Origin of the sequence: Streptomyces shaanxiensis, from assembly GCF_039537145.1 — a bacterium.
Taxonomy (GTDB): domain Bacteria; phylum Actinomycetota; class Actinomycetes; order Streptomycetales; family Streptomycetaceae; genus Streptomyces; species Streptomyces shaanxiensis.
On the sequence record NZ_BAAAZY010000003.1, the window covers coordinates 512,789 to 538,850 of the forward strand.

The 26,062-nt window shown below is 70.7% G+C and carries 24 protein-coding genes; 8 read left to right on the forward strand and 16 right to left on the reverse strand.

Going from position 1 to position 26,062, the window contains the following annotated elements; genetic code table 11:
* Window positions 1-63: 63 nt before the first annotated feature.
* Window positions 64-1,527, reverse strand: a complete 1,464-nt coding sequence (locus ABD932_RS04325) for a sensor histidine kinase (protein ID WP_345008721.1) — start codon at window positions 1,525-1,527, stop codon at window positions 64-66.
* Window positions 1,524-2,213 carry a response regulator transcription factor gene (locus ABD932_RS04330; RefSeq protein WP_345008722.1) on the reverse strand — a complete coding sequence of 230 codons (690 nt, stop codon included), beginning with the start codon at window positions 2,211-2,213 and terminating at the stop codon, window positions 1,524-1,526. The genes ABD932_RS04325 and ABD932_RS04330 overlap by 4 nt, the downstream gene beginning before the upstream one ends.
* Before the next feature lie 151 nt (window positions 2,214-2,364).
* On the opposite strand from ABD932_RS04330, the gene ABD932_RS04335 reads away from it, so the two are divergent.
* The 4 genes from ABD932_RS04335 (at window position 2,365) to ABD932_RS04350 (ending at window position 6,200) form a co-directional block, all read left to right on the forward strand.
* Window positions 2,365-3,702 carry a ferredoxin reductase family protein gene (locus tag ABD932_RS04335; protein WP_345008723.1) on the forward strand — a complete coding sequence of 446 codons (1,338 nt, stop codon included), beginning with the start codon at window positions 2,365-2,367 and terminating at the stop codon, window positions 3,700-3,702.
* A gap of 19 nt (window positions 3,703-3,721) precedes the next feature.
* Window positions 3,722-4,438, forward strand: a complete 717-nt coding sequence (locus tag ABD932_RS04340) for an FMN-binding protein (RefSeq protein WP_345008724.1) — start codon at window positions 3,722-3,724, stop codon at window positions 4,436-4,438.
* Between the two features lie 2 nt (window positions 4,439-4,440).
* Window positions 4,441-5,181: an FAD:protein FMN transferase gene (locus ABD932_RS04345; RefSeq protein WP_345008725.1), complete on the forward strand. Its 741-nt coding sequence runs from the start codon at window positions 4,441-4,443 to the stop codon at window positions 5,179-5,181.
* A 110-nt stretch (window positions 5,182-5,291) separates the two neighbouring features.
* A complete protein-coding gene (locus tag ABD932_RS04350) occupies window positions 5,292-6,200 on the forward strand; it encodes a hypothetical protein (protein WP_345008726.1) in 909 nt (302 codons plus the stop codon).
* A gap of 7 nt (window positions 6,201-6,207) precedes the next feature.
* On the opposite strand, the gene ABD932_RS04355 is transcribed toward ABD932_RS04350, so the two are convergent.
* On the reverse strand, window positions 6,208-8,241 hold the full coding sequence (locus ABD932_RS04355) for an ArnT family glycosyltransferase (RefSeq protein WP_345008727.1): 2,034 nt from the start codon (window positions 8,239-8,241) through the stop codon (window positions 6,208-6,210).
* Between the two features lie 212 nt (window positions 8,242-8,453).
* On the opposite strand from ABD932_RS04355, the gene ABD932_RS04360 reads away from it, so the two are divergent.
* The 3 genes from ABD932_RS04360 to ABD932_RS04370 are packed head-to-tail and all read left to right on the forward strand — an operon-like array spanning window position 8,454 to window position 10,938.
* Window positions 8,454-9,593, forward strand: a complete 1,140-nt coding sequence (locus ABD932_RS04360) for an ABC transporter ATP-binding protein (RefSeq protein ID WP_345008728.1) — start codon at window positions 8,454-8,456, stop codon at window positions 9,591-9,593.
* Complete coding sequence (locus tag ABD932_RS04365) at window positions 9,590-10,276, forward strand: ABC transporter permease (protein ID WP_345008729.1); 687 nt, start codon at window positions 9,590-9,592, stop codon at window positions 10,274-10,276. Before ABD932_RS04360 ends, ABD932_RS04365 begins: the two co-directional genes overlap by 4 nt.
* On the forward strand, window positions 10,273-10,938 hold the full coding sequence (locus tag ABD932_RS04370) for an ABC transporter permease (RefSeq protein WP_345008730.1): 666 nt from the start codon (window positions 10,273-10,275) through the stop codon (window positions 10,936-10,938). Before ABD932_RS04365 ends, ABD932_RS04370 begins: the two co-directional genes overlap by 4 nt.
* 69 nt (window positions 10,939-11,007) lie before the next feature.
* On the opposite strand, the gene ABD932_RS04375 is transcribed toward ABD932_RS04370, so the two are convergent.
* From ABD932_RS04375 to ABD932_RS04390, 4 genes are read right to left on the reverse strand one after another with little or no spacing between them, the layout of a single operon-like run.
* The gene (locus tag ABD932_RS04375; RefSeq protein WP_345008731.1) at window positions 11,008-11,607 is read right to left on the reverse strand and encodes a GTP-binding protein; all 600 of its coding nucleotides are present in this window, start codon (window positions 11,605-11,607) and stop codon (window positions 11,008-11,010) included.
* Complete coding sequence (locus ABD932_RS04380) at window positions 11,594-12,019, reverse strand: DUF742 domain-containing protein (protein ID WP_345008732.1); 426 nt, start codon at window positions 12,017-12,019, stop codon at window positions 11,594-11,596. The genes ABD932_RS04375 and ABD932_RS04380 overlap by 14 nt, the downstream gene beginning before the upstream one ends.
* Window positions 12,020-12,041: 22 nt before the next feature.
* Window positions 12,042-12,518: a roadblock/LC7 domain-containing protein gene (locus ABD932_RS04385; protein ID WP_126395864.1), complete on the reverse strand. Its 477-nt coding sequence runs from the start codon at window positions 12,516-12,518 to the stop codon at window positions 12,042-12,044.
* On the reverse strand, window positions 12,515-15,397 hold the full coding sequence (locus tag ABD932_RS04390; RefSeq protein WP_345008733.1) for an ATP-binding protein: 2,883 nt from the start codon (window positions 15,395-15,397) through the stop codon (window positions 12,515-12,517). The genes ABD932_RS04385 and ABD932_RS04390 overlap by 4 nt, the downstream gene beginning before the upstream one ends.
* A gap of 341 nt (window positions 15,398-15,738) precedes the next feature.
* On the opposite strand from ABD932_RS04390, the gene ABD932_RS04395 reads away from it, so the two are divergent.
* Complete coding sequence (locus ABD932_RS04395; RefSeq protein ID WP_345008734.1) at window positions 15,739-16,692, forward strand: ABC transporter substrate-binding protein; 954 nt, start codon at window positions 15,739-15,741, stop codon at window positions 16,690-16,692.
* 71 nt (window positions 16,693-16,763) lie between these two features.
* Here the strand turns inward: ABD932_RS04395 and ABD932_RS04400 are convergent, their stop codons facing one another.
* From ABD932_RS04400 to ABD932_RS04440, 9 genes are all read right to left on the reverse strand, one after another.
* Entirely contained in the window at window positions 16,764-18,143 is a 1,380-nt protein-coding gene (locus ABD932_RS04400; protein ID WP_345008735.1) for a glycoside hydrolase family 43 protein, read from the reverse strand.
* 150 nt (window positions 18,144-18,293) lie between these two features.
* Entirely contained in the window at window positions 18,294-18,881 is a 588-nt protein-coding gene (locus ABD932_RS04405) for a GTP-binding protein (RefSeq protein WP_345008736.1), read from the reverse strand.
* Window positions 18,868-19,248, reverse strand: coding sequence for a DUF742 domain-containing protein (locus ABD932_RS04410; RefSeq protein WP_345008737.1), 381 nt, complete (start codon window positions 19,246-19,248; stop codon window positions 18,868-18,870). The genes ABD932_RS04405 and ABD932_RS04410 overlap by 14 nt, the downstream gene beginning before the upstream one ends.
* Window positions 19,229-19,648, reverse strand: coding sequence for a roadblock/LC7 domain-containing protein (locus ABD932_RS04415; protein ID WP_048586515.1), 420 nt, complete (start codon window positions 19,646-19,648; stop codon window positions 19,229-19,231). Before ABD932_RS04415 ends, ABD932_RS04410 begins: the two co-directional genes overlap by 20 nt.
* A gap of 11 nt (window positions 19,649-19,659) precedes the next feature.
* The gene (locus ABD932_RS04420) at window positions 19,660-22,068 is read right to left on the reverse strand and encodes a sensor histidine kinase (protein WP_345008738.1); all 2,409 of its coding nucleotides are present in this window, start codon (window positions 22,066-22,068) and stop codon (window positions 19,660-19,662) included.
* A 184-nt stretch (window positions 22,069-22,252) separates the two neighbouring features.
* Window positions 22,253-23,251: a substrate-binding domain-containing protein gene (locus tag ABD932_RS04425; RefSeq protein ID WP_345008739.1), complete on the reverse strand. Its 999-nt coding sequence runs from the start codon at window positions 23,249-23,251 to the stop codon at window positions 22,253-22,255.
* 240 nt (window positions 23,252-23,491) lie between these two features.
* Window positions 23,492-24,292 (reverse strand): SAM-dependent methyltransferase, encoded by an 801-nt coding sequence (locus ABD932_RS04430; RefSeq protein ID WP_345008740.1) that lies wholly within the window; start codon window positions 24,290-24,292, stop codon window positions 23,492-23,494.
* 127 nt (window positions 24,293-24,419) lie between these two features.
* On the reverse strand, window positions 24,420-24,833 hold the full coding sequence (locus ABD932_RS04435; RefSeq protein ID WP_425587401.1) for a DUF6114 domain-containing protein: 414 nt from the start codon (window positions 24,831-24,833) through the stop codon (window positions 24,420-24,422).
* A complete protein-coding gene (locus ABD932_RS04440) occupies window positions 24,830-25,525 on the reverse strand; it encodes a DUF6230 family protein (RefSeq protein ID WP_345008742.1) in 696 nt (231 codons plus the stop codon). Before ABD932_RS04440 ends, ABD932_RS04435 begins: the two co-directional genes overlap by 4 nt.
* Window positions 25,526-26,062: the final 537 nt, after the last annotated feature.

A 26,062-nucleotide genomic window follows, 5' to 3' on the forward strand; every position in this document is an offset into this window, starting at 1 on the left:
GCTTGCCGTGTCCGTGTTCACCAACCCGTCAGTGGGACCGAGAGTTTCTCGCCCCCGCCGCCCTTACCCGTTCCCATTCCAGGGGCTCCGCTCCACCGCCAACGGGATCGTCACCGTGAACACCGTCGCCCCCGGCTCGCTCGTCATGTCGATCCTGCCGCCGTGGGCGTGCACCAGTGACTGCGCGACCGCCAGCCCCAGCCCGCTCCCGCCCCGGTCCCGGCTGCGGGCCTTGTCGACGCGGTAGAAGCGGTCGAAGACCCGTTCCCGGTCGGCGGGCGGGATGCCGGGGCCGGCGTCGGCGATCCGGACCTGTGCCGTGCCGTTCGCCACCGACACCGCCACGGACACCGGCGTGCCGGTCGGCGTGTGCATCGCCGCGTTGGTCAGCAGGTTGTCCAGGACCTGGCGGATGCGCTGGGGATCGAGGCGCAGCTTCACGGAGCCGGGGCCGGGGGCCACCGTCAGTGAGTGGTCGGCGTGGGTGACCCGGAACGCGTCCGCCGCCTGCTCGACCAGCTCCACCAGGTCCGCCTCCTGCGGGCGCAGCGGCGTCTCCACCTCCGCGGCGTCGAGGCGGGCGAGCAGCAGCAGGTCGTCCAGCAGGAACCCCATCCGGGCGGCCTCCGCCCGCAGCCGCGCCAGGTGCTTCTCCCGCTCCTCGGGGGCGTTGGCGGCGGCGTACTGGAAGAGGTCGGCATAGCCCCGGACCGACATCAGCGGGGTCCGCAGCTCGTGCGAGGCGTCCGCCACGAAGCGGCGCAGCCGCTGCTCGGCCTCCGCCCGCACCGCGAGCGAGTCGTCGATGTGCTCCAGCATCGTGTTGAACGCGGTGCGCAGCTCCTCGACCTCCGGGCCGCCGCTGCGCCCGTCGTGCCGCATCGGCAGCCGCGCCGAGTCCGTCAGGTCGTGCGAGGTGATGTCGCGGGCCGTGTGCGCCATGTCGCTGAGCGGCTGCAGGCCGCGCCGCAGCATCCCCCGCCCGAACACCACGAGGGCGAGCAGCGCGAGCCCGAAGGTGACCACCTGGATCGTGATCAGCTGGCCCACGGTGTCCTCGATGTCGTCCATGGGCGCGGCACTGACCAGGACCACGCCCGGCTCGACCTCGCAGGCGCGCAGCCGGTACTCGCCCTTGCCCTTCAGGTGCTGGGTCCGCAGGACCTCCGTGTCCGCGGCGGTCTGCGCCTGCGCCACGGAGGTGAAATCGTCGACGTCCGCCGGCAGGTCGCCTGGGTCCTCGGGCCTGCGCAGCACGGGCTTGCCGTCCGACACGTCGTAGACGGCGTAGAACCAGCTGTAGTACTTCTTCCCCGACAGCGTGCCGTAGTCGACGATGCTCTTGGACTGGGCGATCTGGCCCTGTGCCAGCTGGGTGTCGAGCTGGGCCGACAGATAGTCGCGCATGTACGTCGTCAGGGCCGTGCCCACGACGGCGAACACCACCAGCGACAGCCCGCCAAGACCCAGCGCGAGCCTCGTGCCCAGCCGGAGCCTGCCGTACGTCCGCCGCAGCCGCCCGATCACTCGGCCGCCTGCCGGATCACGTACCCGAAGCCGCGCACCGTGTGGATCAGCGGCGTGCCGGTGTCGTCGAGCTTGCGGCGCAGCCGGCTGACGACCAGCTCGACGACGTTCGAGCGGCCGCCGAAGCCGTACTCCCACACATGGTCGAGGATCTGCGCCTTGGTGAGCACGGTCGGTGACTTGCGCATCAGATAGCGCAGCACCTCGTACTCGGTCGGCGTGAGCGTGAGCAGCTTGTCGCCGCGGCGCACCTCGCGGGTGTCCTCGTCCATCATCAGGTCCGCCACCCGGAGGACGGAACGCTGGAAGCCGGGGCCCGAGCTGCGTCGCAGGACGGTCCGCAGCCGGGCCATCAGCTCCTCCACCGCGAACGGTTTGACCAGGTAGTCGTCACCGCCGCGGGTCAGCCCGGCCACCCGGTCGGCGACCCCGTCGCGGGCGGTCAGGAACACCACGGGCACCATCGTCCCGGCCGCGCGCAGCCGGTCCAGGACGCCGAAGCCGTCCAGGTCTGGCAGCATCAGGTCCAGCACCACGATGTCCGGGTGGAACTCGGCGGCCAGCCGCAGCGCCTCCTGACCGGAGTTCGCGGTGACCGCCTCCCAGCCCTCGTAGCGGGCGACCGTCGCGACGAGGTCGGCGATGGGCGGGTCGTCGTCCACGACCAGCAGGCGTACTTTCTCCACCTGTTCATCTTGCGGCACCCGGCGGCGGTCCTCGGGGGCGGGGAGGCGGCCGCGACCACATCGATAAACACTTGAAAGAACAACGACAGCTTTTCGACAGCTGCCTCCGGACAAGCTCGGAAGCCACAGACGAGATCAAGGAGCTGTCGCCGTGACGACCGTCCAATCGCCCCCTGCGCCCCCCACGGCGATACGCCCCAGGGTGGTCGCCCGCACGGGTCTGTACGCCGTGCTCGCCGCGAACGTGGCCGTGGTGCTCTACTTCTTCTTCGCCGCCGGCTTCGCCTCCAACACGCTCATCGTGCTCGGCCGCCTCACCGGCCTGTTCGGCGCGCTGCTCATGGCGTTCCAGCTGCTGCTGGTGGCCCGGCTGCCCTGGCTGGACCGCCGGATCGGCATGGACCGGCTGACCTCCTGGCACCGCTGGACCGGCTTCAGCGTCCTGTGGGCCCTTCTCGCGCACGCCGTGTTCATCACCTTCGGCTACGCCGAGTCGTCCTCCCTGGACCCGGTGAACCAGCTGATCGACCTCGCCGAGACGGTCGAGGGCGTGCTGCGCGCCGTCGTCGCGCTCGGGATCATCATCGTGATCGGCGTGGTGTCGGCCCGGTTCGCGCGGCGCCGGCTGGCGTACGAGACGTGGCACTTCATCCATCTGTACACCTACGTCGCGGTGGTCCTGGCGTTCACGCACCAGGTCGCGGTCGGTACGTCCTTCACCTCGTCGTCCGCCGCCACGGCTTACTGGTACGCGGTCTGGGGCGTCGCCCTCGCGTCGGTGTTCGTCGGCCGTCTCGTCCTGCCGCTGTGGCGGAACTGGCGCCACCAGTTCCGGGTCTCGGCGGTCGTGCCCGAGTCCGACAACGTGGTCTCCGTCTACATCACCGGCCGTGACCTGGACAAGCTGCCCGCCCGGGCCGGCCAGTTCTTCCTGTGGCGGTTCCTGACGAAGGACCGCTGGTGGCAGGCCAACCCCTTCTCCCTGTCGGCCGCGCCCGACGGCAACCAGCTGCGGCTCACCGCCAAGGCGGCCGGTGACGGCTCGGCGGCCCTGCGGCACATGAAGGTCGGCACGCGCGTCTTCGCCGAGGGCCCCTACGGCGCCTTCACCGCGCTGCACCGCACCCGGCCCGAGGCCGTGCTCATCGCCGGCGGCGTCGGCGTCACCCCGATCCGGGCGCTGCTGGAGGAGCTGCACGGCCATGCGGTCGTGATCTACCGCGTCGCCTCGGACCGGGACGCGGTCCTCTACGGCGAGCTGGTGGAACTGGCCCACGCCAAGGGCGCCGAGCTGCACCTGGTGACCGGCCCGGTCACGCCGGACAAGCTGGCCCCCGCCGAACTGCAGCGGCTCGTTCCGGACATCACGGACCGGGACGTGTTCCTCTGCGGACCGCCGCCCATGATGAACGCGGTCATCGGCAGCCTGCGCGAGCTGGGCGTGCCCAAGCAGCAGGTCCACTTCGAGCGTTTCAGCCTGGCCGGCTGAGAAGGACAGGGAAGACACAGTGAAGCGCGCAATACCCGTCCTGGTCCTCAGCATCGCCGGTCTGGTCCCGGTCTGGCTCTACGAGCCGTCCCTCGGCACGGTCGCCGAGAGCGCCACGCCCGCCTCGACGCCCTCGGCGTCCTCCTCCGCCGCGTCGGGTTCCGGCGGCACGGTCGTCAAGGGCTCGACCGTGCAGACCGACAAGGGCCCCGTGCAGGTCCAGGTGACCTTCGCGGGCACCAAGATCACGGCTGTGAAGATGCTCCAGCAGCCGAACCACCCGCAGACGACGGCCGCGGTGCCGAAGCTGGTCGCGGAGACGCTGGAGGCGCAGAGCGCGGACATCGACACCGTGTCCGGCGCCACGATCACCAGCGACGGCTACAGGGAGTCCCTCCAGGCCGCGATCGACGCGAACGCGGAGTCGGCGTCCTCGTCCTCCGCCTCTCCCTCGACCTCGGCGTCCGCCGAGTCGGCGGCACACACGGTCGACGGCTCGACGGTCAACACCGACAAGGGCCCGGTGCAGGTCCAGGTGACCTTCGAGGGCGACAAGATCGCGTCGGTGAAGATGCTCCAGCAGCCGAACCACCCGCAGACGACGGCCGCGGTGCCGAAGCTGGTCGCGGAGACGCTGGAGGCGCAGAGCGCGGACATCGACACGGTGTCCGGTGCGACGATCACCAGCGACGGCTACAAGGAGTCCCTCCAGGCCGCGATCGACGCGAAGGGCTGATCATGCACCGAGTCGAACACGTCATGGGGTTCCCGGTCTCGCTGCGGGTCGACGACGAGCACGTCGGCGAGCAGACCGCGGACGCCGTGTTCGCGTGGCTGCGCGAGGTCGACGCCCGGTTCAGCCCCTTCAAGGCCGACAGCGAGGTCTGCCGGCTGGACCGCGGTGAGATCGCGCGCGGCGACGTCAGCGCGGACCTCGACGAGGTGCTGGGGCTGTGCGAGGAGTACCGCATCGCCACCGACGGCGCGTTCGACGTACGGCTGCCCGGGCGTGGGCTCGACCCGTGCGCGGTGGTGAAGGGCTGGTCCGTGCAGCGGGCCGCCGAGCTGCTGAAGGCGGCGGGAGCCCGGCGCTTCGTCCTCAACGCCGGGGGCGACGTGGTGGCCTCCGGCGGGCCCTGGCGGGTGGGGGTACGGCACCCCGAGCAGGCCGACAAGGTGTGCACGGTGGCCGAGCTCACCGACGGGGCGATCGCGACCTCCGCGCGCTACGAGCGCGGCGACCACATCGTCGACGGCCGCACCGGACGTCCGGCGACGGGGCTGCTGTCCCTCTCCGTCGTGGCGTCCTCCCTGACCGTCGCGGACACCGTGGCGACCGCCGCGTTCGCGATGGGCGCGGAGGGCGTCGAGTGGGCCGCCTCGCGGGAGGGCTGCGAGGTGTTCGCGGTGGACGCGGAGCGGCGGGTCTTCCGCACGGAGGGCTTTCCGGTGGCCCGGGCGCAGGCGCGGGCGGCGTAATCACGGCCGATTCCACGGCTGACGAGACGGACACGGCGACGGCATCATGTCCTGGGGACATGCGAGTGCCGTCGCCGGCCTTTTGGGCCGCGCAGCTGGGGGAGCGGTACATGAAGTGGTTCGCGCGGAGGCGGGGCGGCCCTCAGTGGCACGCCGACCTGAGTTCAGAGGACTGGGCCGACGGCGCGCGGTGTCTGCAACGCGCGCTGTACGAACTGGGTTCCGGCGGCTACACGGACTGGCGGCGCACCGGCCGGATCCGCGTGGCCGGGCACTTCCGGCGCCGGGTCGACATCTACGTCGGCCCGCTGCTGAGCGGCACCTGTGACCCCGACCCCCGAGTGTGGGTCAAGAGCATCCGGCGGGAGCTGGTGTTCCAGGCCGGGCGCGCACCCCGGCTCCTGCGGGCCGGCAACGAGGAGGAGCGCCTGCGCCCGCTCCTGCTGCCGCTCCTCGTGACCCCTCTCGAAGGCAGGGACCTCAGCGGCGTCCTGGTCCGGCAATGGTCGGACGGGGTGATGGCGCTGCTGTGCGCCCGGGCACCGGAGGGAACACGGGCCGTCGCCCGCAGCGAGGCGACGGCGATCGGCGTGGATCCCGAGGTGCTGTGGGACGACGCGCTGGACCACGTGCGCGCGGAACCCGTCGAGCTGCGGACCGCCGAGGTGGGCGCCCCGGGGCCGGCGATCACGTATGCCACCGGTGACGGCGGCTTCGGAATGGGGCATCTGCTGCGGCTCCGTGAACTGGTCGCGGGGCCGGCCCCGCACGGGGTGCTGGTGGGCATCCTCACCTCGCCCGGCCTCTTCGTGTTCCACACGGTCGTCCGGCGCCTGTGGGCCCAGGCCATGGTGGAGACCTTCCGCAAGCTCGGTCCGGACGGCGTCGAGGACAGTTCGTTCACCGGCATCGTGGGCGTGCACTGGTGGAAGGACGGGCCCCAGGAGGCGGTGCGGGTGGCGACGAGCACCGAGACCTCCCCGCGGTTGGCGGAGCTGCTGGCCTCGGTGCCCGAGTGACGCCCTGTCAGCCGACGTCGGAGGCGTCCAGGCGGTACAGCCCGCTGTAGTCGCTCACCGCCGTGCCGTTCTTCTTGACCCAGGTCGCGATCTCGGAGTTCGTGCTGCCCTGACCGCTGTCGCTGATCACGATGTAGTGCAACGTGCCCGCCTTCACCAGGCTCTTGAGCTTGGCCAGGGTCATCGCCTCGTCGGTGCCGGACCAGCCGCCCATCGAGATCACCGGCTCACCGGACTCCAGGATGATCGAGGAGGCCGTCTGGTCGGCGGCCACCGCGACCAGCCAGGTGGCGCCGTCCTGGTTCTTCTTCAGATACGTGATCATCTCGGAGCCGACCTGGGTGCCGCCGCCCGCCTGGCCACCGCCACCGGTCCGCCCGCTGCTGCCCGACTGACCGTCACCGCTCGGTGCGGTCTCGCCGGAGGCGTTCCCGGACGTGTTCCCGTTGGACGTGTTCCCGCTGGGCGCCGCACCGCTCGGCGCACCGCCACTGGGCCGCTCACCGCCTCCCATGCTGCCGCCGCCACCGCCCATACCGCCACCGGTGCTCGGACCGGCCGTCGGATTGGTCCCGTTGGTGCTCGCGGTCGTCGCCGCCGACACCGAGTACGCGGCGGGCCCGGCCAGCAGGGCCACGACCGCCGCCAGCGCGGCGACCCCGATCAGTCGCCGCCGCTTCAGGAACCGCCCCGCGAGCAGCCCGAGCACGGCGACCGCACCCGCGACCCCGACCACGATCTCGGCGACGGTGTACAGCGTCCCCGACCCGGAGACCCGCTCCAGCAGCACCACCGCCCACACCGCGCTCACGGCCACCGAACCCGGCAGCACCCAGCCCCACTTGGCCGCCGACCCCTCCACGAACGCGCGGTACAGCATCACGGCACCGATACCGGCCAGAGCCGCGATGCCCGGCGCCATGGCGGTGACGTAGTACGGGTGGAACGTGCCCTCGGCGAGGGCGAAGGTCAGGTAGTGCAGGACGAACCAGCCGCCCCAGAGCATGAGCGCCGCCCGCTTGGCGTCGGTCCGGGGCACTCGGCCACGCAGCACCAGACCGCCGACGAGAGCGATCAGCGCGAACGGGATCAGCCAGGAGATCTGGCCGCCCATGATCTCGTTGAACATCCGGTACAGACCGGCGTCCCCGCCGAAGCTCGCGCCGTTGCCCTGCGAGCCCACCGACGAACTCGCCCCGAAGATCCGCCCGAAGCCGTTGTAGCCGATCACCAGGTCCCAGACTGTGTTGTCGGTGGACCCGCCGATGTACGGCCGCGACGAGGCCGGGATCAGATCGACGACCACCATCCACCAGGCGCTGCTCGCCACCAACGCGACCGTGCCGACGGCGAGATTGCGGATCCTCCGGCCCAGGGAGGCGTTCGCGGCCCACAGGTACACCAGGAAGAACGCGGGCAGGACGACGTACGCCTGCATCATCTTCGTGTTGAACGCGAACCCGATCGCGACGCCCGACCACACCAGCGGCATCATCCGCCCGGTGCGCACGGCCTTCATCAGCGCGGCCGCGCCGAGCAGCATCAGGAAGACCAGAATCGGGTCGGGGTTGGTGTCCCGGTTGATGGCGACGGTGATCGGGGTGAGGGTCAGCGCCAGCGCGGCGATCGTCGCCGCGACGACCCCGAAGTCCCGCTTGACCATCCTGTACAGCAGCGCCACCGAGCCGACGCCCACCGCGACCATCGGCAGCATCAACTGCCAGGTGCCGTAGCCGAGGACGCGGGCGGACAGACCCATCACCCACAGCGCGAAGGGCGGTTTGTCGACGGTGATGAAGCTCCCGGCGTCCAGCGCGCCGAAGAAGAACGCCTTCCAGCTCTGGGTGCCGCTGTAGACGGCCGCGTTGTAGAAGGTGTTGCCGGTGACGGAGGACAGGTTCCAGGCGTACAGAGCCGTCGCCAGGACCAGGATCGCCCAGAACGCGGGGCGGGCCCAACGGGGGTCCTGCGGGGGGCCGGTGAACAACCGGCGGGCACCGGTGCTCCGGACGGGCGCGGGGGAGGGGGCGAGAGTCGTCATGGCAGTGACCATCGGGCGCGCTTCTGGGGGATCCCTGAGGCATCCCTTGGCGAAGAGTGAGAATCAGCGGACTCACAGGCAGGGCACAGTGACCGCGCCCCGCACCGGGCGAATTCCCGCAACACAGGAGGTCTAGACTCTGCCCTCAACGGCCCGGAGCCCGTGGTCCGAAAGCGGGCGACATCTGCCAGACCCGAAGGGTATTCGGCGTTTTGATACGGATAGATTCAGTCACCAAGCGGTATCCGGACGGCACGGTGGCGGTCGACCAACTCTCGTTGGAGATTCCCGACCGCTCGATCACCGTGCTCGTGGGGCCGTCGGGCTGCGGGAAGACGACCACGCTGCGGATGATCAACAGGATGGTCGAGCCCAGCGAGGGCACCATCCTCATCGACGGCGTGGACAGCCGGCAGCAGCCCGTCAACACCCTGCGCCGGTCCATGGGTTACGTCATCCAGAACGCCGGTCTCTTCCAGCACCGCACGATCCTCGACAACATCGCCACCGTGCCCCGCATGCTGGGCTGGGGCAAGGAGAAGTCCCGGGCACGGGCGCGGGAGCTGATGGAGCGGGTGGGGCTCGACGGGGCGCTCGCCAAGCGGTACCCGTACCAGCTCTCCGGTGGCCAGCAGCAGCGCGTCGGCGTGGCGCGGGCGCTCGCGGCGGACCCGCCGGTGCTGCTGATGGACGAGCCGTTCTCGGCCGTCGACCCCGTGGTGCGCAAGGGGCTCCAGGACGAACTCCTGCGTATCCAGGAGGAGTTGGGCAAGACCATCGTCTTCGTCACCCATGACATCGACGAGGCCGTCAAGCTCGGCACGATGGTCGCCGTGATGCGCACCGGCGGCAAGCTCGCCCAGTACGCCCCGCCCGCCGAGCTGCTCTCCCACCCCGCCGACGCGTTCGTGGAGGACTTCCTCGGCGCCGACCGCGGCATCCGGCGGCTGTCCTTCTTCTCCTCGGCAGGCCTGGAGCTGCTGACCGAGCCGATCGTCGCCGTGGACGCCACCGCGGAGCGGATCGCCGCCGCCGGCTCGGGCGACGTCCCCTACCTCCTCGTCACCGACCCCGACGGCAAGCCGCTCGGCTGGAGCGAGCCGCGGGACCTCACCGCCGGAGAGATCGAGGCCGACCGACTGCTGCCGTACGGGCGCCCGTTCGTGGCCGGTACGGACTCGCTGCGGGCCGCCCTCGACTGCGCCGTGCTCTCGCCGACCGGATGGGCCGTCGCCGTGGACGCCGAGGGACGGGTCGCCGGGGTGGTCTCGCAGCAGGTGATCTGCGAGGCCATTCGAGGGGCGCACGCGGAGCGGCGTGCCGACGACACGGCCCAGAAGGTCGCGCCGTGAACGAACTCTTCGACATGCCCAGCTACCTGGAGCGAAGCTACCTCGACCTCGTCCTACTGCACCTGCGCGAGGCGCTGCTCCCGGTGCTGGCCGGGCTGATCGTGGCACTGCCCCTGGCCCAGCTGTGCGTCCGCTTCCGCTGGCTGTACCCGCCGGTGCTGTGGGTGACGACCGTGCTGTACGCCATCCCGTCGCTCGCCTTCTTCGTCATCCTCATCGACTACACCGGCCTGAGCGAGCTCACGGTGATGATCCCGTTGGCCGTCTACAGCCTCGTGGTGCTCGTCCCGGCCATCGTGGACGGCGTGCGGTCGGTGCCGCAGGAGACGCTGGCCGCCGCCACCGCCATGGGCTTCGGGCCGGTACGACGCTATGTCCAGGTGCAGTTGCCGATCGCGGCGCCCGCGATCCTCGCCGGACTGCGGGTGGCGTCCGTGTCGAGCATCTCCCTGGTCAGCGTCGGCATGCTGATCGGCAACGAGGGAGCACTCGGCAACCTGCTCGACAGCGGTATGAGGTTCAACCAGCCGCGCCTGGTGTGGCTCTCCGTGGTGGGCACGGCCGTCCTCGCCATCCTCGTGGACGCCCTGCTGATCGTCCTCCGAGTGCTGCTGACGCCCTGGATGCCCCGCGGCACCCGTACGGCCTCGCGCACGCCGGCCGCGAAGGAGGCCGCCCGGTGAACGTCCTGAACTTCATCAACGCCTTCTTCAGCGACAGCGCCCACTGGCAGGGCTACGACGGCATCCCGACGCGGCTCGCCGAGCACCTCCAGTACACCCTCATGGCGCTCGTCGTCGCCGGAGCCATCGGACTGCCGATCGGCCTGCTCACGGGCCACACCGGGCGGGGCGGCAATGCGCTCGGCCTCATCGCCACCTCCGCCCGGGCGCTGCCCAGCTTCGGCCTGATGGTGCTGATGTTCATCCTGCTGGGCCTGGGCATCGCCCCCGTGATGATCCCCTTGGTCGTGCTGGCCATCCCGCCCATCCTGGTCACCACCAACGAGGCGATGCGCTCCGTCGACCCCGCACCGGTGGACGCCGCCCGCGGGATGGGCATGGCCGAGGCCGGGATCCTGTTCCGGGTCGAACTGCCCGTGGCCCTCCCGCTGATCCTCAGCGGCCTGCGCTCGGCGGCCATCCAGATCGTCTCGACGGCCACCATCGCCGCGTACGTCAGCTTCGGCGGTCTCGGCCGGTACATCATCGACGGCCTGTACCAGAAGGACTACGAGAAGGTCGTGGGCGGCGCGACCCTGGTCGCCGGCCTTGCGCTGGCCACGCTCGCGGTGTTCTGGGCGGTGTGGCGGATCGCGGTGTCGCCGGGGGTGCGTCGGCGTTAGCCGCTCGGCGGTAGGGCGTGCGGCTGTAGGGCGTGCGGCGGTAGGGCGTGCGGCGGTAGGGCGTTCGCGTCATCCGCCCGTGCGAGCCAGCGCCAGTTCCAGTACGACGAGCAGGGCGTCCCGTACCGAGCCGCGTTCGCGGGCGTCGAAGACCAGGAGCGGGACGCCGTCGGTGACGTCGAGGGCCCAGCGGACCTCCTCCAGGGTGTGCTCGACCCTGCCGTCGAAGGCGTTGACGGCGACCGCGAAGGGGATGCCCTTGTGCTCGAAGTAGTCGACGGCGGCGTAGCAGTCGTCGAGGCGGCGGGTGTCGACGATGACGAGCCCGCCGACCGCGCCCTCGACGATGTCGTCCCACATGAAGCCGAAGCGCTCCTGGCCGGGTGTGCCGAACAGATACAGCTTCAGCGTGGGGTCGATGGTGAGGCAGCCGAAGTCCATGGCCACGGTGGTCGTGGTCTTGCGCGGGGTGTGGGTGAGGTCGTCCACGCCCGCCGCGACCTCCGTGATGGCGGCCTCGGTGGTCAGCGGTTCGATCTCGGATATCGAGCCGACCGTGGTGGTCTTGCCCACGCCGAAGCCGCCCGATATCACCATCTTCACCGGCAGCGGCGGTCGTACGGCGGCCGACCGCGCGGCTGGGACGGCGGCCGGTTCAGTCGGTGTCACTGAGCACCTCTCGTGAGTCGGGGACGGCGCGCAGGCCCTCGATGACCCTGCGCAGGACGGAAGCGTCGTGAACGAGGTCGGAGTCGGGCACGTGCACCGTCAACTGCCCCGCGTCGCGCAGATCCTCGGCGAGGACGCGCACCACGTTCAGGTGCAGCCGCAGCCGGGCCGCGATCTCCGCGAGGGACTGCGGCAGCCGGCACACGGCGACGATGTCGTGCCGTTCGAAGGCGAGCAGGTCGAGCGCGTCGAGCCCCTCGGCGGTGGCCACCACCTGGGTCTCGACGGGCATCGACCGCCCGTCGTCGCCTGCCGCCACCCGGCCGGCGGTGACCAGGAACGGCCGCACGGCGGAGGCGGGGCCGACCGCGTCCGGGCCGCTGGGGTCCGGCGGTGGGGTGCCGTCCGCCATGGGGTTGTCCGTCTCTCCCCGGTCAGCGGGCCGACGCGGCGCCGACGCTGTTCTTCAGCTCCAGCACGAGCTGTGGGCTGAGGGCGGCGCCGGCACGGTTGGCGAACACGGTCATCTCGTAGGCGATGTTGCCCAGCTTGGCCTCCTTGTCGGTGACGACGCCGAGCACGGCGCCGCTGCCGATCGCGGAGACCAGGACGTGGCCGCCCTCCAGGTCGATGATGACCTTGTTGAGGCCGCCGAGGCCGTAGTTGCCGGACGCGCCGGCGGCCAGGCTGGTGATGCCGGAGACGATCGCGGCGAGCCGCTCGGAGTCGGCCTGCTCCCGCAGTTCGGACACGGCGATGAGCAGTCCGTCGGACGAGACGGCGATGGCGTCCACGACGCCGGCCGTCTCGGTCGCGAAGCGATTCAGCAGCCAGGTGAAGTCGGCTGCGGCGGCCTGCAGTTCGGCCGGCGTGGCGCCTCCCGTCGGGGTGCCACCTGTCGACGTGCTCACTGCTCCGCTCCTTCCGGGGGGTCGTTCTGGTCGTGCTTCTGGGGGGTTGGGGGTGTGGCCGGTGCGGAGGGTTCTCCGGTGCCTGCTCGATCGCCGCCGTGCCCGCTGTCGCGGTGCGCGCGTTCCACGGCGGCCTCGAACTCTTCGATCGTCGCCCGCACGGCCTCCGCGTCCAGGGCCCGCACGCCCTGCCGCGCCACAGCCTGCTGGGCGGAGGCGCCGACCTGCGTACGGAGGGTCGCGCCTCGGACGCGGCGACGCAGGGGGCGGCCGGTGGCGGGGGCTTCGCCGGAGGCCACCGGGGCGGCCGTGGGCGCCGCGTCGGGGCGGCTCGCGGCAGCGGCGGGCGTCCGGTCGCTCCGGTCCTCGGCGGGGGAGGGCTGCTGGTGCGCACCGCCCGTGCGGGAGGAGGGTGACTGGTCCGCCTCGCCCGCGTGGGCCGAGGTGTGCTGGTCGGGCCTGGACCGGGCCGACGGGTCGGACTGGTCGGCGCGGGCGTGGTCCGCCGGGGCCGGGTCGGCGTCGCCGGTCCGGGGCCGGACCACCGCGGGGGGCTGCTCGGGAGGCTCCTCGGTCCGGGCCTCGGGGATGCGCGGTGTCGTGCCCGGCCGGGACCCGGACGGCGGTGCCACGTCCCCTGCGCCGCTCGGGGCGGCCGACTTCGCCGCGCCGCCCGGGGTGCCTCCCCGCTGGGAGACCCGGCGGGGGAGAGGACGCGGCCCGTCCCCGTCCGCACCACTGTCCGGCTGTGGGGCATCCCTCTGCGCGTCCGCCGACGGCCGGGGTCCGGAGACGGGGGCCGACGGCGTCGTGGTGGCGGGCACCGGGCCGGTGGCCGAAGCGCTGGGGGCACCGTCGTCCGTCTGCGTCTCCTCGGACGCCACTGCTGCCACCGCCGCCAAGGCCGCCGTGGCCGTGGCCGCCGTCGTGCTCCCCGACACCAGCAGCGACGGCGGTACCGTCACCTCGGCCGTCACACCGCCACCGGGCGTGCGCGACAGCGTGACCGTGATCTCCCAGCGGCGGGCCAGCGTGCCCACCACGAACAGGCCCAGGACCTTCGTCGGGACCAGATCCAGTCGCTCGCGGCGGATCAGGCGGGCGTTCTCCTCGTCGAGGCGCTCGGCGTTCATGCCGAGGCCGTGGTCGGCGACGACGATCACCGCGGTGCCGTGCTCGCCGTTCGCCACCGTCACCTCGACCGGGCGGCCCTGCGGTGAGAACGACACCGCGTTCTCCAGGAGTTCGGCCACCATCAGCGTGAGGTCGCCGATGACCTCCGGCTCCACCTTGGCCTCGGTCCGCGCACGCAGCTCCACCCGCTGGTAGCCCTCGATCTGGCCGAGCGAGGCGCGGACGACGTTGGTGAGCGCGGTGGGCCCGGCGTCGAGGTCCGCCTCGTGGATACCGGCGAGCAGCATCAGGCTGTCGGCGTTGCGGCGCAGACGTACCGCGATGTGGTCGATGGAGTAGAGGCGCTCCAGGAGCGCGGGGTCGGTCTCGCCACGCTCCACCGCGTCGATCAGGGCCAGCTGACGTGTCGTCAGGTTGCTTACCCTGCGGCCCACGTTGCCGAACATCTCGGCGACGTTGCGCCGGCTGAGCACCTGCCGCTCCAGCAGCGCGACCGCTGTCTTCTGCACCTGGTTGAACACATCCGCGAGCTCGCCGATCTCGTCGCGCGCCGCGACCGGGATCTCGGGCAGCCGGGGTGGACCGTCGTCCTCGGCGTCGTCGTCGGCCACCCGGCCCAGCTCGCGCTCGGCGACGTCGGCGACCTGCCGCGCGGCGCCCGTGAGGGCCTGCACCGGCCGGACCACGGAGCGGCGGACCAGCATCGCGAGGACCAGCCAGACGGCGAAGCCGAGCACGGCGAGCCCGAGCAGCAGGACCGCGTTCCACGCGGCCTCCTCGGAGGCGTTGTCCGCCCGGTCCGCGATCTGCCCGATGAGTGACGTGGTGATCGCCAGCCGGGTCTTGGCCTGGTCCCGGTAGGCGGGGTAGGAGTCGAGCGCCTCCGCGAGCGACTTGCGGATCTCCGCGGGTGAGTCGCCCTGCACGCCGCCGGGGTCGATCTGCAACTCGGCGAACTGCCGGCTGATGACGGTCTGCGCGGCGGTGTACTTGATCCCGGAGAGCTGGGCGGTCTGCGCCTCGGTGGCGAACCTGCTGAACCGGTCGGCCTGGTGGGTGTACTCGTCGTAGGAGCCGATCGCGCCGATGAACTCGATGAGCGCGTTGGAGTCACCGGTCGACGCGGAGAAGACGCCGGTCTCGAAGGCGCTGTGCGCGGCGCCCGCGCGCAGCAGCGAGTCGAGCAGGTTGCCGGTGAAGGTGGTCGCGAGATCGGGGTTGCGGTCCAGCGCCAGGCCGTCGATGAGGGCCTGTGTGGCGTGGGTGTACGCCGGGTCGATGTTCTCGGCGGACAGATACGCCCGCTCGACGGTGTCCCGCAGGCTGCTCAGGCCCTCGACGCCCCGCAGTGCCTGTGCCTCGGTCTCCGGCAGCCGGTCCCCGAAGGCGTCGCGTACCCGCTCGATCTGGACGTTCACCATGGACTGCGCGGTGCGGTAGGCGGCGGACGAGGGCGCCCGGCCCTCGGTGGCCTCGTGCCGCACGGAGAGCAGGACGGCCTGCTGGTGCTCGGCGGCCAGCCGGTCGACGAGCGTGGCGACCTCGACGCTCTCCCGGACCAGCCGGGCGGCGTCCGCCGCGTTGCGCGACTGCGCGGTCTGTTCGGCGATGAGGTAGGCGAGGAGGACCGCGACCACGGTCAGCGGCACACCGACCAGAAGGTTGAGCTTGCGCCGGAAGGTCCAGCGGTCGGCGAAACCGCGTGGACGACGCGGGCGGGGCGCGCCCACCTCCTGCGTGGACACCGACTTGCCTCCTTCATGGGCGTCACACGGCGCGCGCGAGGTCTCACGTGACCGTTGTCGATCGTCTCCGGATCGGCTGTATGCGCACGTCAACCCGGTCAACGTCGGGGAGACTACCGCCTCTTGCCGTTCGTGACCGGAACTGTACGTCAAGAATCCGTTACAACACCCTCCGCCCCAACCGTCCCCCCTTAACCTGCCCCGTCACACGGATCACAAGTGACCATTGTTCGAGGCCAATCGGTGACCGGATTGCTCTTGACTGGGAGAGAACCGGCTGGATTGGATCAGTGGAAGAGCTTTCTTCGCTCACCCAATCCCCAGAATCCGGAACGGGAATCGTGACTCTCACCGCCTCACGCAGCAGGTCCCTCAGGAACCATCCCGGCGCGGCCGCCGTCGCGCTCGCCGCCACGGCGGTACTGCTGGCGGGATGCTCCTCCTCCGACACGTCCGACCCGCTCGCCGAGGAGGGGGCGAGCGGCGACACGGTCGTCGTCGGCTCGAACAACTTCGCCGAGAGCATCCTGCTCGCCGACATCTACGGCGAGGCTCTCAAGGCCAAGGGCATCAAGGTCACCTACAAGCCCAACATCGGCAGCCGCGAGACCACCTACGGCCTGCTGCGCAACGGGTCGGTCACGGTGCTGCCGGAGTACAACGGCTCGCTGCTCGCCTACCTCGACTCGAAGGCGGAGCAGACGTCGGCCGACGCCGTGAACGCCGCGGTGAAGTCCAAGCTGGACTCCAAGCTGACGCTGCTGGAGTCGTCGCCGGCCGAGGACAAGGACTCCGTGAGCGTCAACGCGGAGACGGCGAAGAAGTACGAACTGACCGCCGAGTCCAGCCTCGAGGACCTCAAGGACATCGCCCCGGACCTGGTGATCGGCGGCTCGCCCGAGTTTCAGACCCGGCAGCAGGGCCTGAAGGGCCTGGAGTCCGAGTACGGGCTGAAGTTCAAGTCCTTCAAGGCGCTGGACGCGGGCGGCCCGCTGACCCAGGCGGCGCTGACGAAGAACACCGTGCAGGCGGCGGACATCTTCACGACGGACCCGACCATCACCAAGGAGGGCTTCGTCGTCCTGAAGGACCCGAAGAACCTCTTCGGGTACGCCAACGTGACCCCGCTGGTCTACAAGAGCGGCCTCTCGAAGGAGGGCGTCGACGCCCTCAACGCGGTCTCCGCCAAGCTCGACACCAAGACCCTCCTCGACCTGGACTCCCAGGTCCAGTTGGAGAACAAGGACCCGCTCGACGTGGCCAAGGCCTGGCTGAAGTCGGCCGGCCTGGACTGACGTCCCGCACGGCGGGGTGAGGGCCGGCCGGCGTGCCGCCACCACCCCGCCGTACTGCTGCCGGGAGTTGTTCAGTAGCCGACCTGGAACGTGGCGTCCTGGCGCTCGGTGGCCGTGGAGACCGGGTCGATGCGCAGGGCGTAGTTCGCGTGCCTGATGTAACGCGTCGGGTTGTTGTACGAGCGGAACGACGACCAGGCGGAGTCGGCCAGCCCGGCCGTCCGGTGGAAGGTCGCGTCCCCGGCGAACGTCGACGTGCCGTCGTTCTCGTCCAGGCGCAGGGCGTAGTTGTAGTGCCGCAGATACCGGGCCGGGTAGTTGACCGACTGGAACGAGACGGCGGAGGAGTCGGCGAGGCCCGGCACGAGCTTCCACTGCGAGTCGGGGAACGGGTCGAAGGGGTATTCGTCTATCCGGCCTGCGAATCCGCTGTGCCGGACGTAACGCGCCGGGTAGTTGTACGACTTGAGGCGGTTCCAGGCCGGGGCGCCCCACTTGGCGATGAGGTTGGTGTACTCGGTCGAGGTGATCGGGTGGATGCCGCAGTGCTTGGAGTTGAGCGGCTGGGTGTAGAGCTTCTGGTCCACGGCCGTCCAGGTACCGGAGGCCAGATCACTGCTCTGCCAGGCGTAGAAGACACCGTTGGGTGTGTACGTGTCACCCCAGAGGAACCAGGTGTTGCCGGTCAGGGACTTCACCACCGTCGGGGCCTCGGTGCCGCCGTGCGCGACCCCGGTGCTGAACGGGGTGAAGCTGCCCGGGTTCAGGGTGGTCGAGCGGGCGCCGACCAGGGTCTGGTCCTTCTTGTAGTAGAGGTAGTTGACGCCGTTCACGCCGAGGGTGAGGTTGCCGTCGATGACGTCGTAGCCGGGGTCGAAGAAGACCTGGGGGTTGGTCGTCGTACGGAAGTCGGTCGTGTAACTGACCATGATGACGTTGTGGCCGCTGCTGTTCACCGACGAGTAGAGGATGCCGTACTGGCCGCGTGAGGCGTCCCAGTAGGCCTCCGGCGCCCAGCTGTGCGTGGTGGTCATGTCGTGCAGCTTCAGCAGCCGGTAGCCGGTGAAGGTGCGCAGGTCGGTGGAGTCCCAGACGTGGATGTAGACGCTGTTGCGGGTCCAGTCCGTACCGCTCAGGTCGGTCGCGAGGACGACGAACGTGCCGTCCTGCTTGCGCAGCAGGAACGGGTCGCGCAGGCCCTTCGCGCCGAGCGTCGGGGTGGCGACGGGGGCGTTCTGGTTGAGCGGCGTCCAGCGCAGGCCGTCGGTGCTGACGGCCAGGTGGAGGTTGTAGTTCGCCTCCAGCATGGTGTTGGACTCGGTGAAGTAGACCATCGCGTACGCCGAGTCGGCGGCGTGGGCGGTTCCCGCACCGAGGGCCAGGGCGCCGGTCGTGGCGAGCGGGACGGTGGCGGCCATGCCGAGGAAGTGTCTGCGGGAGGGGTTCGTCATGCGGCTCTCCAGGGGTGCGGGGGGCTCCCGAACGGTCGGTATTTCGAACGAAGTTCGGTTGATCGACCAGAAAGTAGGAGAGTGCCGGTGGCGCGTCAATCACATGGTCGCCCTTGGCGGTTTCCCGCCACCCGATACGACGGCCTCGGCTCAGCTCGCCCTGCGCGCGTCGGCGATCAGCTGGTCGATCAGGGCGATCAGCACGTCCCGGCACGACTCGCGATCCCGCGCGTCGCACAGCAGCACCCGCACATCGGCCGCGAGCGCGAGGGCGTCCCTGATGTCCTCGGCGGGGTAGGGGTGTTCGCCGTAGAAGCCGTTGACGCCGACGACGAAGGGGATGCCCCGGCGCTCGAAGAAGTCGATCGCCGCGAAGCTGGAGTCGGGCCGGCGGACGTCCACCAGCACCACCGCCCCCAGCGCGCCGATCGCCAGGTCGTTCCACATGAACCAGAACCGCTGCTGCCCTGGCGTACCGAAGAGATACAGCACCAGTTCCCGGCTGATGGTGATCCGGCCGAAGTCCAGGGCCACGGTCGTGGCCTGCTTCTGCTCGATGCCGTTGAGGTCGTCGATGCCGAGGCCCGCGACGGTCAGGGGCTCCTCGGTGCGCAACGGGGCGATCTCGCTTACCGACCCGACCATGGTGGTCTTGCCGACACCGAAACCGCCGGCGATGAGGATCTTGACCGTGTCGGGCGGTGCGATCGCCTCCACGGTGGTGTCAGAGCCGGCCAAGGCCGTCCCTCACTTTCTGCAGCAGGTCCAGGTCCGGGGTGCGGGGGGTGACGGGATGCGGCGGGTGCACGGTGATCAGGCCGGCCTCCAGCAGATCGCAGAGCATGATGGCGACCACGCTCACCGGGAGGTCGAGATGGGCCGCGAGCTCCGCGACGGCGATCGGCCGCGCGCAGCGCCGCAGGATCCGCGTCTGCTCGGGCTGCGGCCGCGGGGCCCGCTCCGGCGGCGGATCCACCGCCGTCACGGTCGTGATGAGCGTGAAGTCGGTGCGGCTGGGCCGGGTCCGGCCGCCGGTCAGCGTGAACGGACGTACCAGCCGCCCCGCCGTATCGTCTCCGCCCACCTCACGCGCCAGGGCCGACATGGGCCCGCGGTGCCGCCGAGAGGTGCTCGCCGATCTTCTTCACCAGCATGTTCATCTGGTACGCCACCACACCGACGTCGGCGCCCTGGTTGGTGAGTACGACGAGATGGGCGCCCGGCCCGGCGGAGGTCAGGATCAGATAGCTGTTGGCCATCTCGATCAGCGCCTGGCGCACCGGGCCGCCCCGGAAGTCCAGGCTGACGCCCTTGCTGAGGCTCATCAGGCCGGACGCGGTCGCCGCCAGCCGCTCGGCGTCGTCGCGCAGGAACCCGGTGGACTTGCTGACCACCAGCCCGTCCTCGGAGAGGACGACGGCGTGGTTGACGTCGGCGACCCGCTCCACGAGACCGGTGAGCAACTGGTCGAGCTGGGTGTCCGTGGCGGGGGTGGGGCGTGTCATGGCGATGTCCTTCATGAGCGGTCGGCGGGCGGGGTGGAGGACGTGGGGGAGGAGGCGGACGAGCCCGACGAGGCGGTGTCGGCGGCCGCGGACGGCTCCGCACGGGCGCCGTCGTCACGGGCCCGCCGAGCGGCCGGAACCCGCAGCTCCGACGCCTCGGACGCGTCCGGGGTTTCGTCGCCGGTGTCGTCGCGGGCTTGGAGCGTGCCCCGTTGGAAGCAGGCGAGGGAGGCGGCGGCCTGCTCCGCGGTGAAGTCGTCGGCGTGCCCGGTCTCCTCGGCGGGCTGTGCCTCCTCGCGCAGTTCCGCGGCCAGGCTGGTCTGCGGTACGCGGCGGGGGAGCGGGGTGAGGCCGTCAAGGCCCGCGGTGGGTGCGGGGGCAGGGGCGGGTGCGGTGCGGGCCGGGACGACGGGGCGGGACTCCCGTACGGGCTCCTCGGGCTCGGCGGCACCGGCGTGCTCCACCTCCTCCCGGTCCGGGGCGGTCACGTCCCGCACCACGACGTCGTGCGGGATGAGCACGATCGCCGTCGTGCCGCCGTACGGCGAGGAGCGCAGCGTGACCGCGATGCCGTGCCGCCGGGCGAGCCGGCCGATCACGAACATGCCGAGCCGCAGGTCGTCGGCGAGCGCCACCACGTCGAACTGCGGAGGCTCGGCCAACTGGGAGTTGAAGGAGTCGTAGTCCTCCTCCGACATGCCGAGGCCGCGGTCCTCGATCTCCACCGCCAGCCCCTTGGCCACCATCGCGGCCCGCACCCCGACCGGCGCGGGCGCGGGCGAGTAGAGCGTGGCGTTCTCGATGAGCTCGGCCAGCAGATGGATGACGTCCGCCACCGCGGGCGGCGCGAGATGCACCTCCTCCTCGGTCTGCACCTCCACCCGCTGGTACTCGGCGACCTCGCCGACGGCGCTGCGCAGGATGTCGATCAGCGCGACCGGCTCGCTCCAGCTGCGGCCCGGCCGCTCGCCGCTGATGATGACGAGGTTCTCCTCGTAGCGGCGCAACTGGCTGGCGGTGGAGTCCAGTTCGTACAGGCCCTTGAGGACCTCGGGGTCCTGGTGCGCGCGCTCCAGCGCGTCCAGCTTGGTGAGCTGGAGGTTGACCAGGTTCTGGCTCTGCCGGGCGATGCCGAGGATGATCTTCTGGAAGCCGCGCCGGGTGTCGGCGAGTTCGACGGCGGTGTGCACGGCGGTGCGCTGCGCGGTGTTGAACGCCTTGGCCACCTGGCCCAGTTCGTCGTGGCCGTAGTCCAACGGCGGCGTCGCCAGCTCGACGTCGACCTTCTCGCCCCGCTCCAGCCGGGCCACCACGTCGGGCAGCCGCTCCTGGGCGAGTCCCAGGGTGGCCTCCCGCAGGCCCCGCAGTCGCCGGGACAGCGAGCGGGTGATCCGCCAGGACATCCCGACACACAGCAGCAGGGCGACCAGACCGCCCGCGCTCAGGGAGGCGGCCTTGATCAGCAGGTTGCGCGCGTTGTCCGCGCTCTGCTGCAGCAGTCCGGTCGTCTGCTGCCGGATCAGCACCTCGTACTCGTCGGAGACCTTGACCAGCGCGGCCCGCCACTCCTTCTGCGCGTCCGGAACGGCGATGTCCCCCTCGGCGCGGGCCCCCGCCCGGGCCGCGAGCACCCGGTCCTCGACGGTCTCCAGGGTCCGCCACTGCGGGCTCCCCAGGATCCGCTCGGTCTCCGCCTTCGCGCTCCCCGTGAGCGACGGGAGGATCTGGTCCCCGACGAGCCAGCGGCGGGTGTTCACCAGCTCCGCGAACTCGGTCCACGTCTTCTCGTCCATCTTCCGCGACGGCGAGGCCAGCGTCAGCAGCGCGTCCTCCCGGGACATCAGTTCCGCCGCGTGCTCCAGCGAGACCAGCGGACCGGCCTGCGAGGTGAGATCGCCGTCGTCGACCTGGGAGAGCTCCTGGAACGCGTGGATCTGGTCGTCGATGATCGACGTGTACTGGCCGAGGGCCTGCGCGGCGGGGATGTCGGTCGGGTTGTCCACCTGGCCCCGGTAGTACTCCAGGCTGCTCACGGACGCGACGACCGAGTACAGCCGGTCCTTGATCCGGGAGGGGGCCTGCTGGATCGCGTCCGACTGGGCGAGGAGTTTGGCGACCGCCTTGTCCGTCTTGCGGCGCTGCTCGTCCAGCCCGGCGCGGGCGGCCTCCTGACGCGTGGCGAGCCATACGGCCGAGTAGCTGCGCTCCTGCTGCAGCGCGAGCGTGGCCTCGGTGCCCATGGCCCCGGTCGACCTGCTCAACCCGGTCTGGGCGCGCAGCCGCAGGCCCTCCGAGAACATCTGGATCGTCGTCACGCTCCAGACGGCGGCGAGCGTGACGCTGGGCACCAGCGCGAGGAGGATCAGGGAGAGACGTATGGAGCCGAGGCGGCGGCGCCGGGGACCTGTCCGTGGAGACATTGTCGTCCTAGGGCGATCAGCGGAGGGGACAAGCGGATGGGGGACAAGCGGAAGGTGGACGGGCGCGTGGGGTGGGCGCGTGTCCGGTGCGTCACAGGGGGTTCGCAGGATGTTATCCGTACATGTGGACGTACGCGTCACACGTGACCGAATCTTTGGCGACACCGTCGGCGGAAGTGTCCGGTCAGCGGGTCCCGTTGGCGGCGAACTTGGCGACCGCGGCGACATTCGCCTTGGTGACGAACGCCGGCCCGGTGAGCACGGGGGCCTCGCCGCCGCCGAGGGTGTTGCCGTTGGTCCGGTACAGCCAGAGCGAGTCCACGGCGAGATAGCCCTGCAGATACGGCTGCTGGTCCACCGCGAACTGCACGTCCCCGTCCTGGACCGCGGCGGCCAGGTCCTTGTTGAGATCGAAGGTCGCGACATGGGCCTTGCTGCGTGCCTCGTCGGTCGACTTCACCGCGGCGAGCGCGAACTGCGCGCCCAGCGTGACGACTTCGTCGATGCTCGGGTCCTGCGTCAGCCGGGCCGCGACCGTGGCGGTGACCGCGTCCATGTCGGTGCCGTCCACATAGAGGTTCTCGGTCTCGCCGCCGAACGTCTTCTTCACGCCCGCACAACGCGCCTCCAGGGCGACGTTGCCGCGCTCGTGGATGACGCACAGCGCGTGCTTGGCCTTCAGGTCGTCGAGCTTTCCGCCGACGGCCCGGCCCGCGACGCTCTCGTCCTGGCCGAAGTAGCCCAGCAGCCCCGCGGACTGCCAGTCGTCTATACCGGAGTTGAGGCCGACCACGGGTATGCCGGCGCTGCGCGCCTCGCTGACGGGACCCGTCATCGCCGACGGCTTGGCGAGGGTCACCGCGATGCCGTCGACCTTCTGCCGGACCGCGTCCCGCACCAACTCGGCCTGACCCGCCGGGTCGGAGTCGCTCGCGAAGGTCAGATCGATGTGGTCCTTGGTGGCCGCGGCCTGGGCACCCTTGCGCACCAGCTCCCAGAAGTCGTCGCCCTCACCGCCGTGGGTGATGACGGCGACCTTCAGTCGTGCGGTGCTCGCCGCCGCGTCGGCGCCCGACGCGTCGTCGGTCCCGCCGAGGGCGGAGCAGCCGGACAGCAGCAGACAGGCGGCGGCCGTGAGGGCCGCGAATCGAGCGGAACCGGGGGAGGGGGGTGGGGTCTTCATGAGGGTGCGGCACCTCGCTGTGCGGCCGAGCCGGAGGAACGAACGAGAGACCGGGCGGTGCCGGGAGGGGGTGCGCCGACCTGTGAACTCTCGCTGAGGCGGAGCCAATCGCGTGTGACCGCCGGTAGTCAAGTGTGCAACCACAAGGCGTGAGTCGTTGCTCCCACATCGTGATGAACCGCTGGCCGGAGGGCGGACCGGGCTCCGGCCCGCCCATACCGCTTGCTCTCGCAAACCGGGTCAACTCGGCTTGCGGGCCACCGCTCCGTACATCGCGATGTCCGCGTCCCGGACCACCTCGGTGCCCGTGCCGTCCGGACGCCACTTGTGGACCTGGACGACGCCCGGCTCGACGAGGTCCAGACCTGTGAAGAACTCCCCGGCCTCGTCGAGGGTGCGCAGCCGCATCGGCATGCCCCGGGCCGCGTACTCCCGGGCGACCCGGCCGACCTCGTCCGGCGCGAACTCGGCCGTGCCGATGGACATCGCGAGGTAACTCCCCGCGGGCAGCGGTTCGAGCAGCCGCCGCACGATCCCCACGGCATCGTGCTCGTCCAGCAGGAAGTGCACGATCGCGATGACGGTGAGCCCGACCGGCTCACCGAGATCGAGGGTCTCGCGGAAGGCCGGGGCGTCGAGAACGGCCGCGGGGTCACGCATGTCGGCCTCGATGTACGCCGTCCTTCCCTCGGGCGTGCCGGACATCAGCCCTTGGGACAGCGTGAGCACGAGCGGGTCGTTGTCGACGTACACGACCCGGGACTCCGGGGCGACCGACTGGGCGATCTCATGGATGTTGGGCGAGGTCGGAATCCCGGTCCCGATGTCGAGGAACTGCCGTATCCCGGCCTCGGCGGCGAGATACCGCACGGCACGGTTCATGAAGTCCCGGTTGGCCCGCATGTGAACGGGCAACGCGGGCCACTCACGCACCATGGCGTCGCCGGCCTCCTGGTCGGCGGGGTAGTAGTCCTTGCCGCCGATGATGTAGTCGTAGATGCGGGCGGAGTGGGCTGTGTCGGTGTCGATGCCATCGGGCAAGAGAGCCTCCTGTGGGTGGGGGCAAGGCGTCCGACCTAGGCGCGCGGGGCTGTACTTGATATGCGGCTCCGCCGCGTGGGCGCGACCAGCCCCCACATACCCGCACTCGCCGAACAGAGAACAGCCCCTACGGCGCTGTCGCTGCTGCTTCCTTCCTCCGCTGCCGCCGACTCCGCCGAGGCTCCTGGTCCGGCAGCCACCCAAACGCGAGAGAACTCCCCGCCACGCCCAGCAACAACCCCACGAAGAACCCACCGAGATTCGACGTCGGCCAGGTCCCCAACGAGACCAGCACCCCGGTGATCGAGTAGAAGAGCCGCTGCGCCGGATTGAACAGCACCAGCAACCCCAGCAACACCATCAGCCCCGGCAGCAGATACCCGGCCAGCCCCTGCGTACCGACATGCAGGACGACCTTCAGCGAAGCCTTCATCGTGAGCAGAATCCACACCCCGCCCAGCGTGAGCGACAACCCGCCCCAGAAGGGCCGGTCGGCCCGCCAACGACGGAAGGCCGACCGAAAACCCGCACGCTCGCTCACGGGCAACCCGAACTGCTGAAACGGAGCTTCAGTCCGGGAAGCCTGAACACCCCGGCAGTCGTCGCATAGTTGGTCTGCCGAAGGTTCGCGATGTGCACGGTGTCCGCCTGCTGGCTGAAGACGCCGATCGGCCCCTTCACCCCGGCCTTGGTCAACGTACTCGCGTCGTTGCCGATCTCGATGTTGTTGAACGCCGCGTCACCCGACAGCTCGGTCGAGTCGGTGGTCAGATCGACCGCCGTCACCTTCTCCGACCCGCCACCCGCGGTGATGAGCAGGTTGGTGCCGCCGAGGTCGACGCTCTGGCACAGCTTCGTGAGCGTCGCGTTCTTGATCGCGGACGTGACGACCAGGACCTGACCGCCGGTGTCCCCCGCGTTGGGGCTGCCCGGCGCCATTTCGTCGAGGCCGCCGAACTGCTCGAATCCGGTGCCGTTGAGCTCCGTCGCGGTGACCGTGAAGGGCATGCCGGAGATCGCGAACTGCACGCCCAGCGCGCCCTCGGCGGTGAGGACGGCGAGGGCGCCGGCGACGAGGGTGGCCGGTACCGCCATCACGGCGGCCCGGCGCGCCCGGACCCGACCGCTTCTCGCGGGGCCGTCGGGGGATTCGGACGCTTCGGGGGCGGAACCGCTTTCCGGGTTCTCGGGTGTGTGGTCGGCGGACGAGGTGACGTCCGAGGACGAGGCCATAACTGCTCCCAGGTGCAGGTAAGTGCGGGTAGGGCATCAGCGGCACGTTGTCCTGGCGCGGACAGCGCCCACGGCGCACGTCTCCTCGCAACTCCCGGCGGGTGCAAGGGCTTTCTCGTACTCCGCAGTAGCCAGCCGGGAAGTTACCGGTGGTTACACACGAGGGTCAAGGTAGTTGTGGAAAAAGGGTGTTGGTTGTGTGCCGCCTGTGGGTCACGTGCTTCCGGGAGCCACGAAAAGCACCGGAGAGAACATCAACTCCCCTGCTACTCCTTGACGTTGACTGACCCTCAGGTCTACAACTCTCCCTGGCTCCCCCCTGGATCCGTGGCGCCGGATCCGCCGCCGCGCGGCCTCTGCCCGCGTTCCCGGACCTGATGTCCTTCACATTTCCTTTTCGCGAGATCACTCCTGGCGCCGTCACGGTCGCTTCCCCCTCGGTCCGTGCCGGCCACCCCCCGCCCGGTCCGGCCGGAGCCCTCCCCACGGTCTCCGGCCGGCCACCGGTCGGGCTGCCGTTGCCGGTCCGTGTCGTAC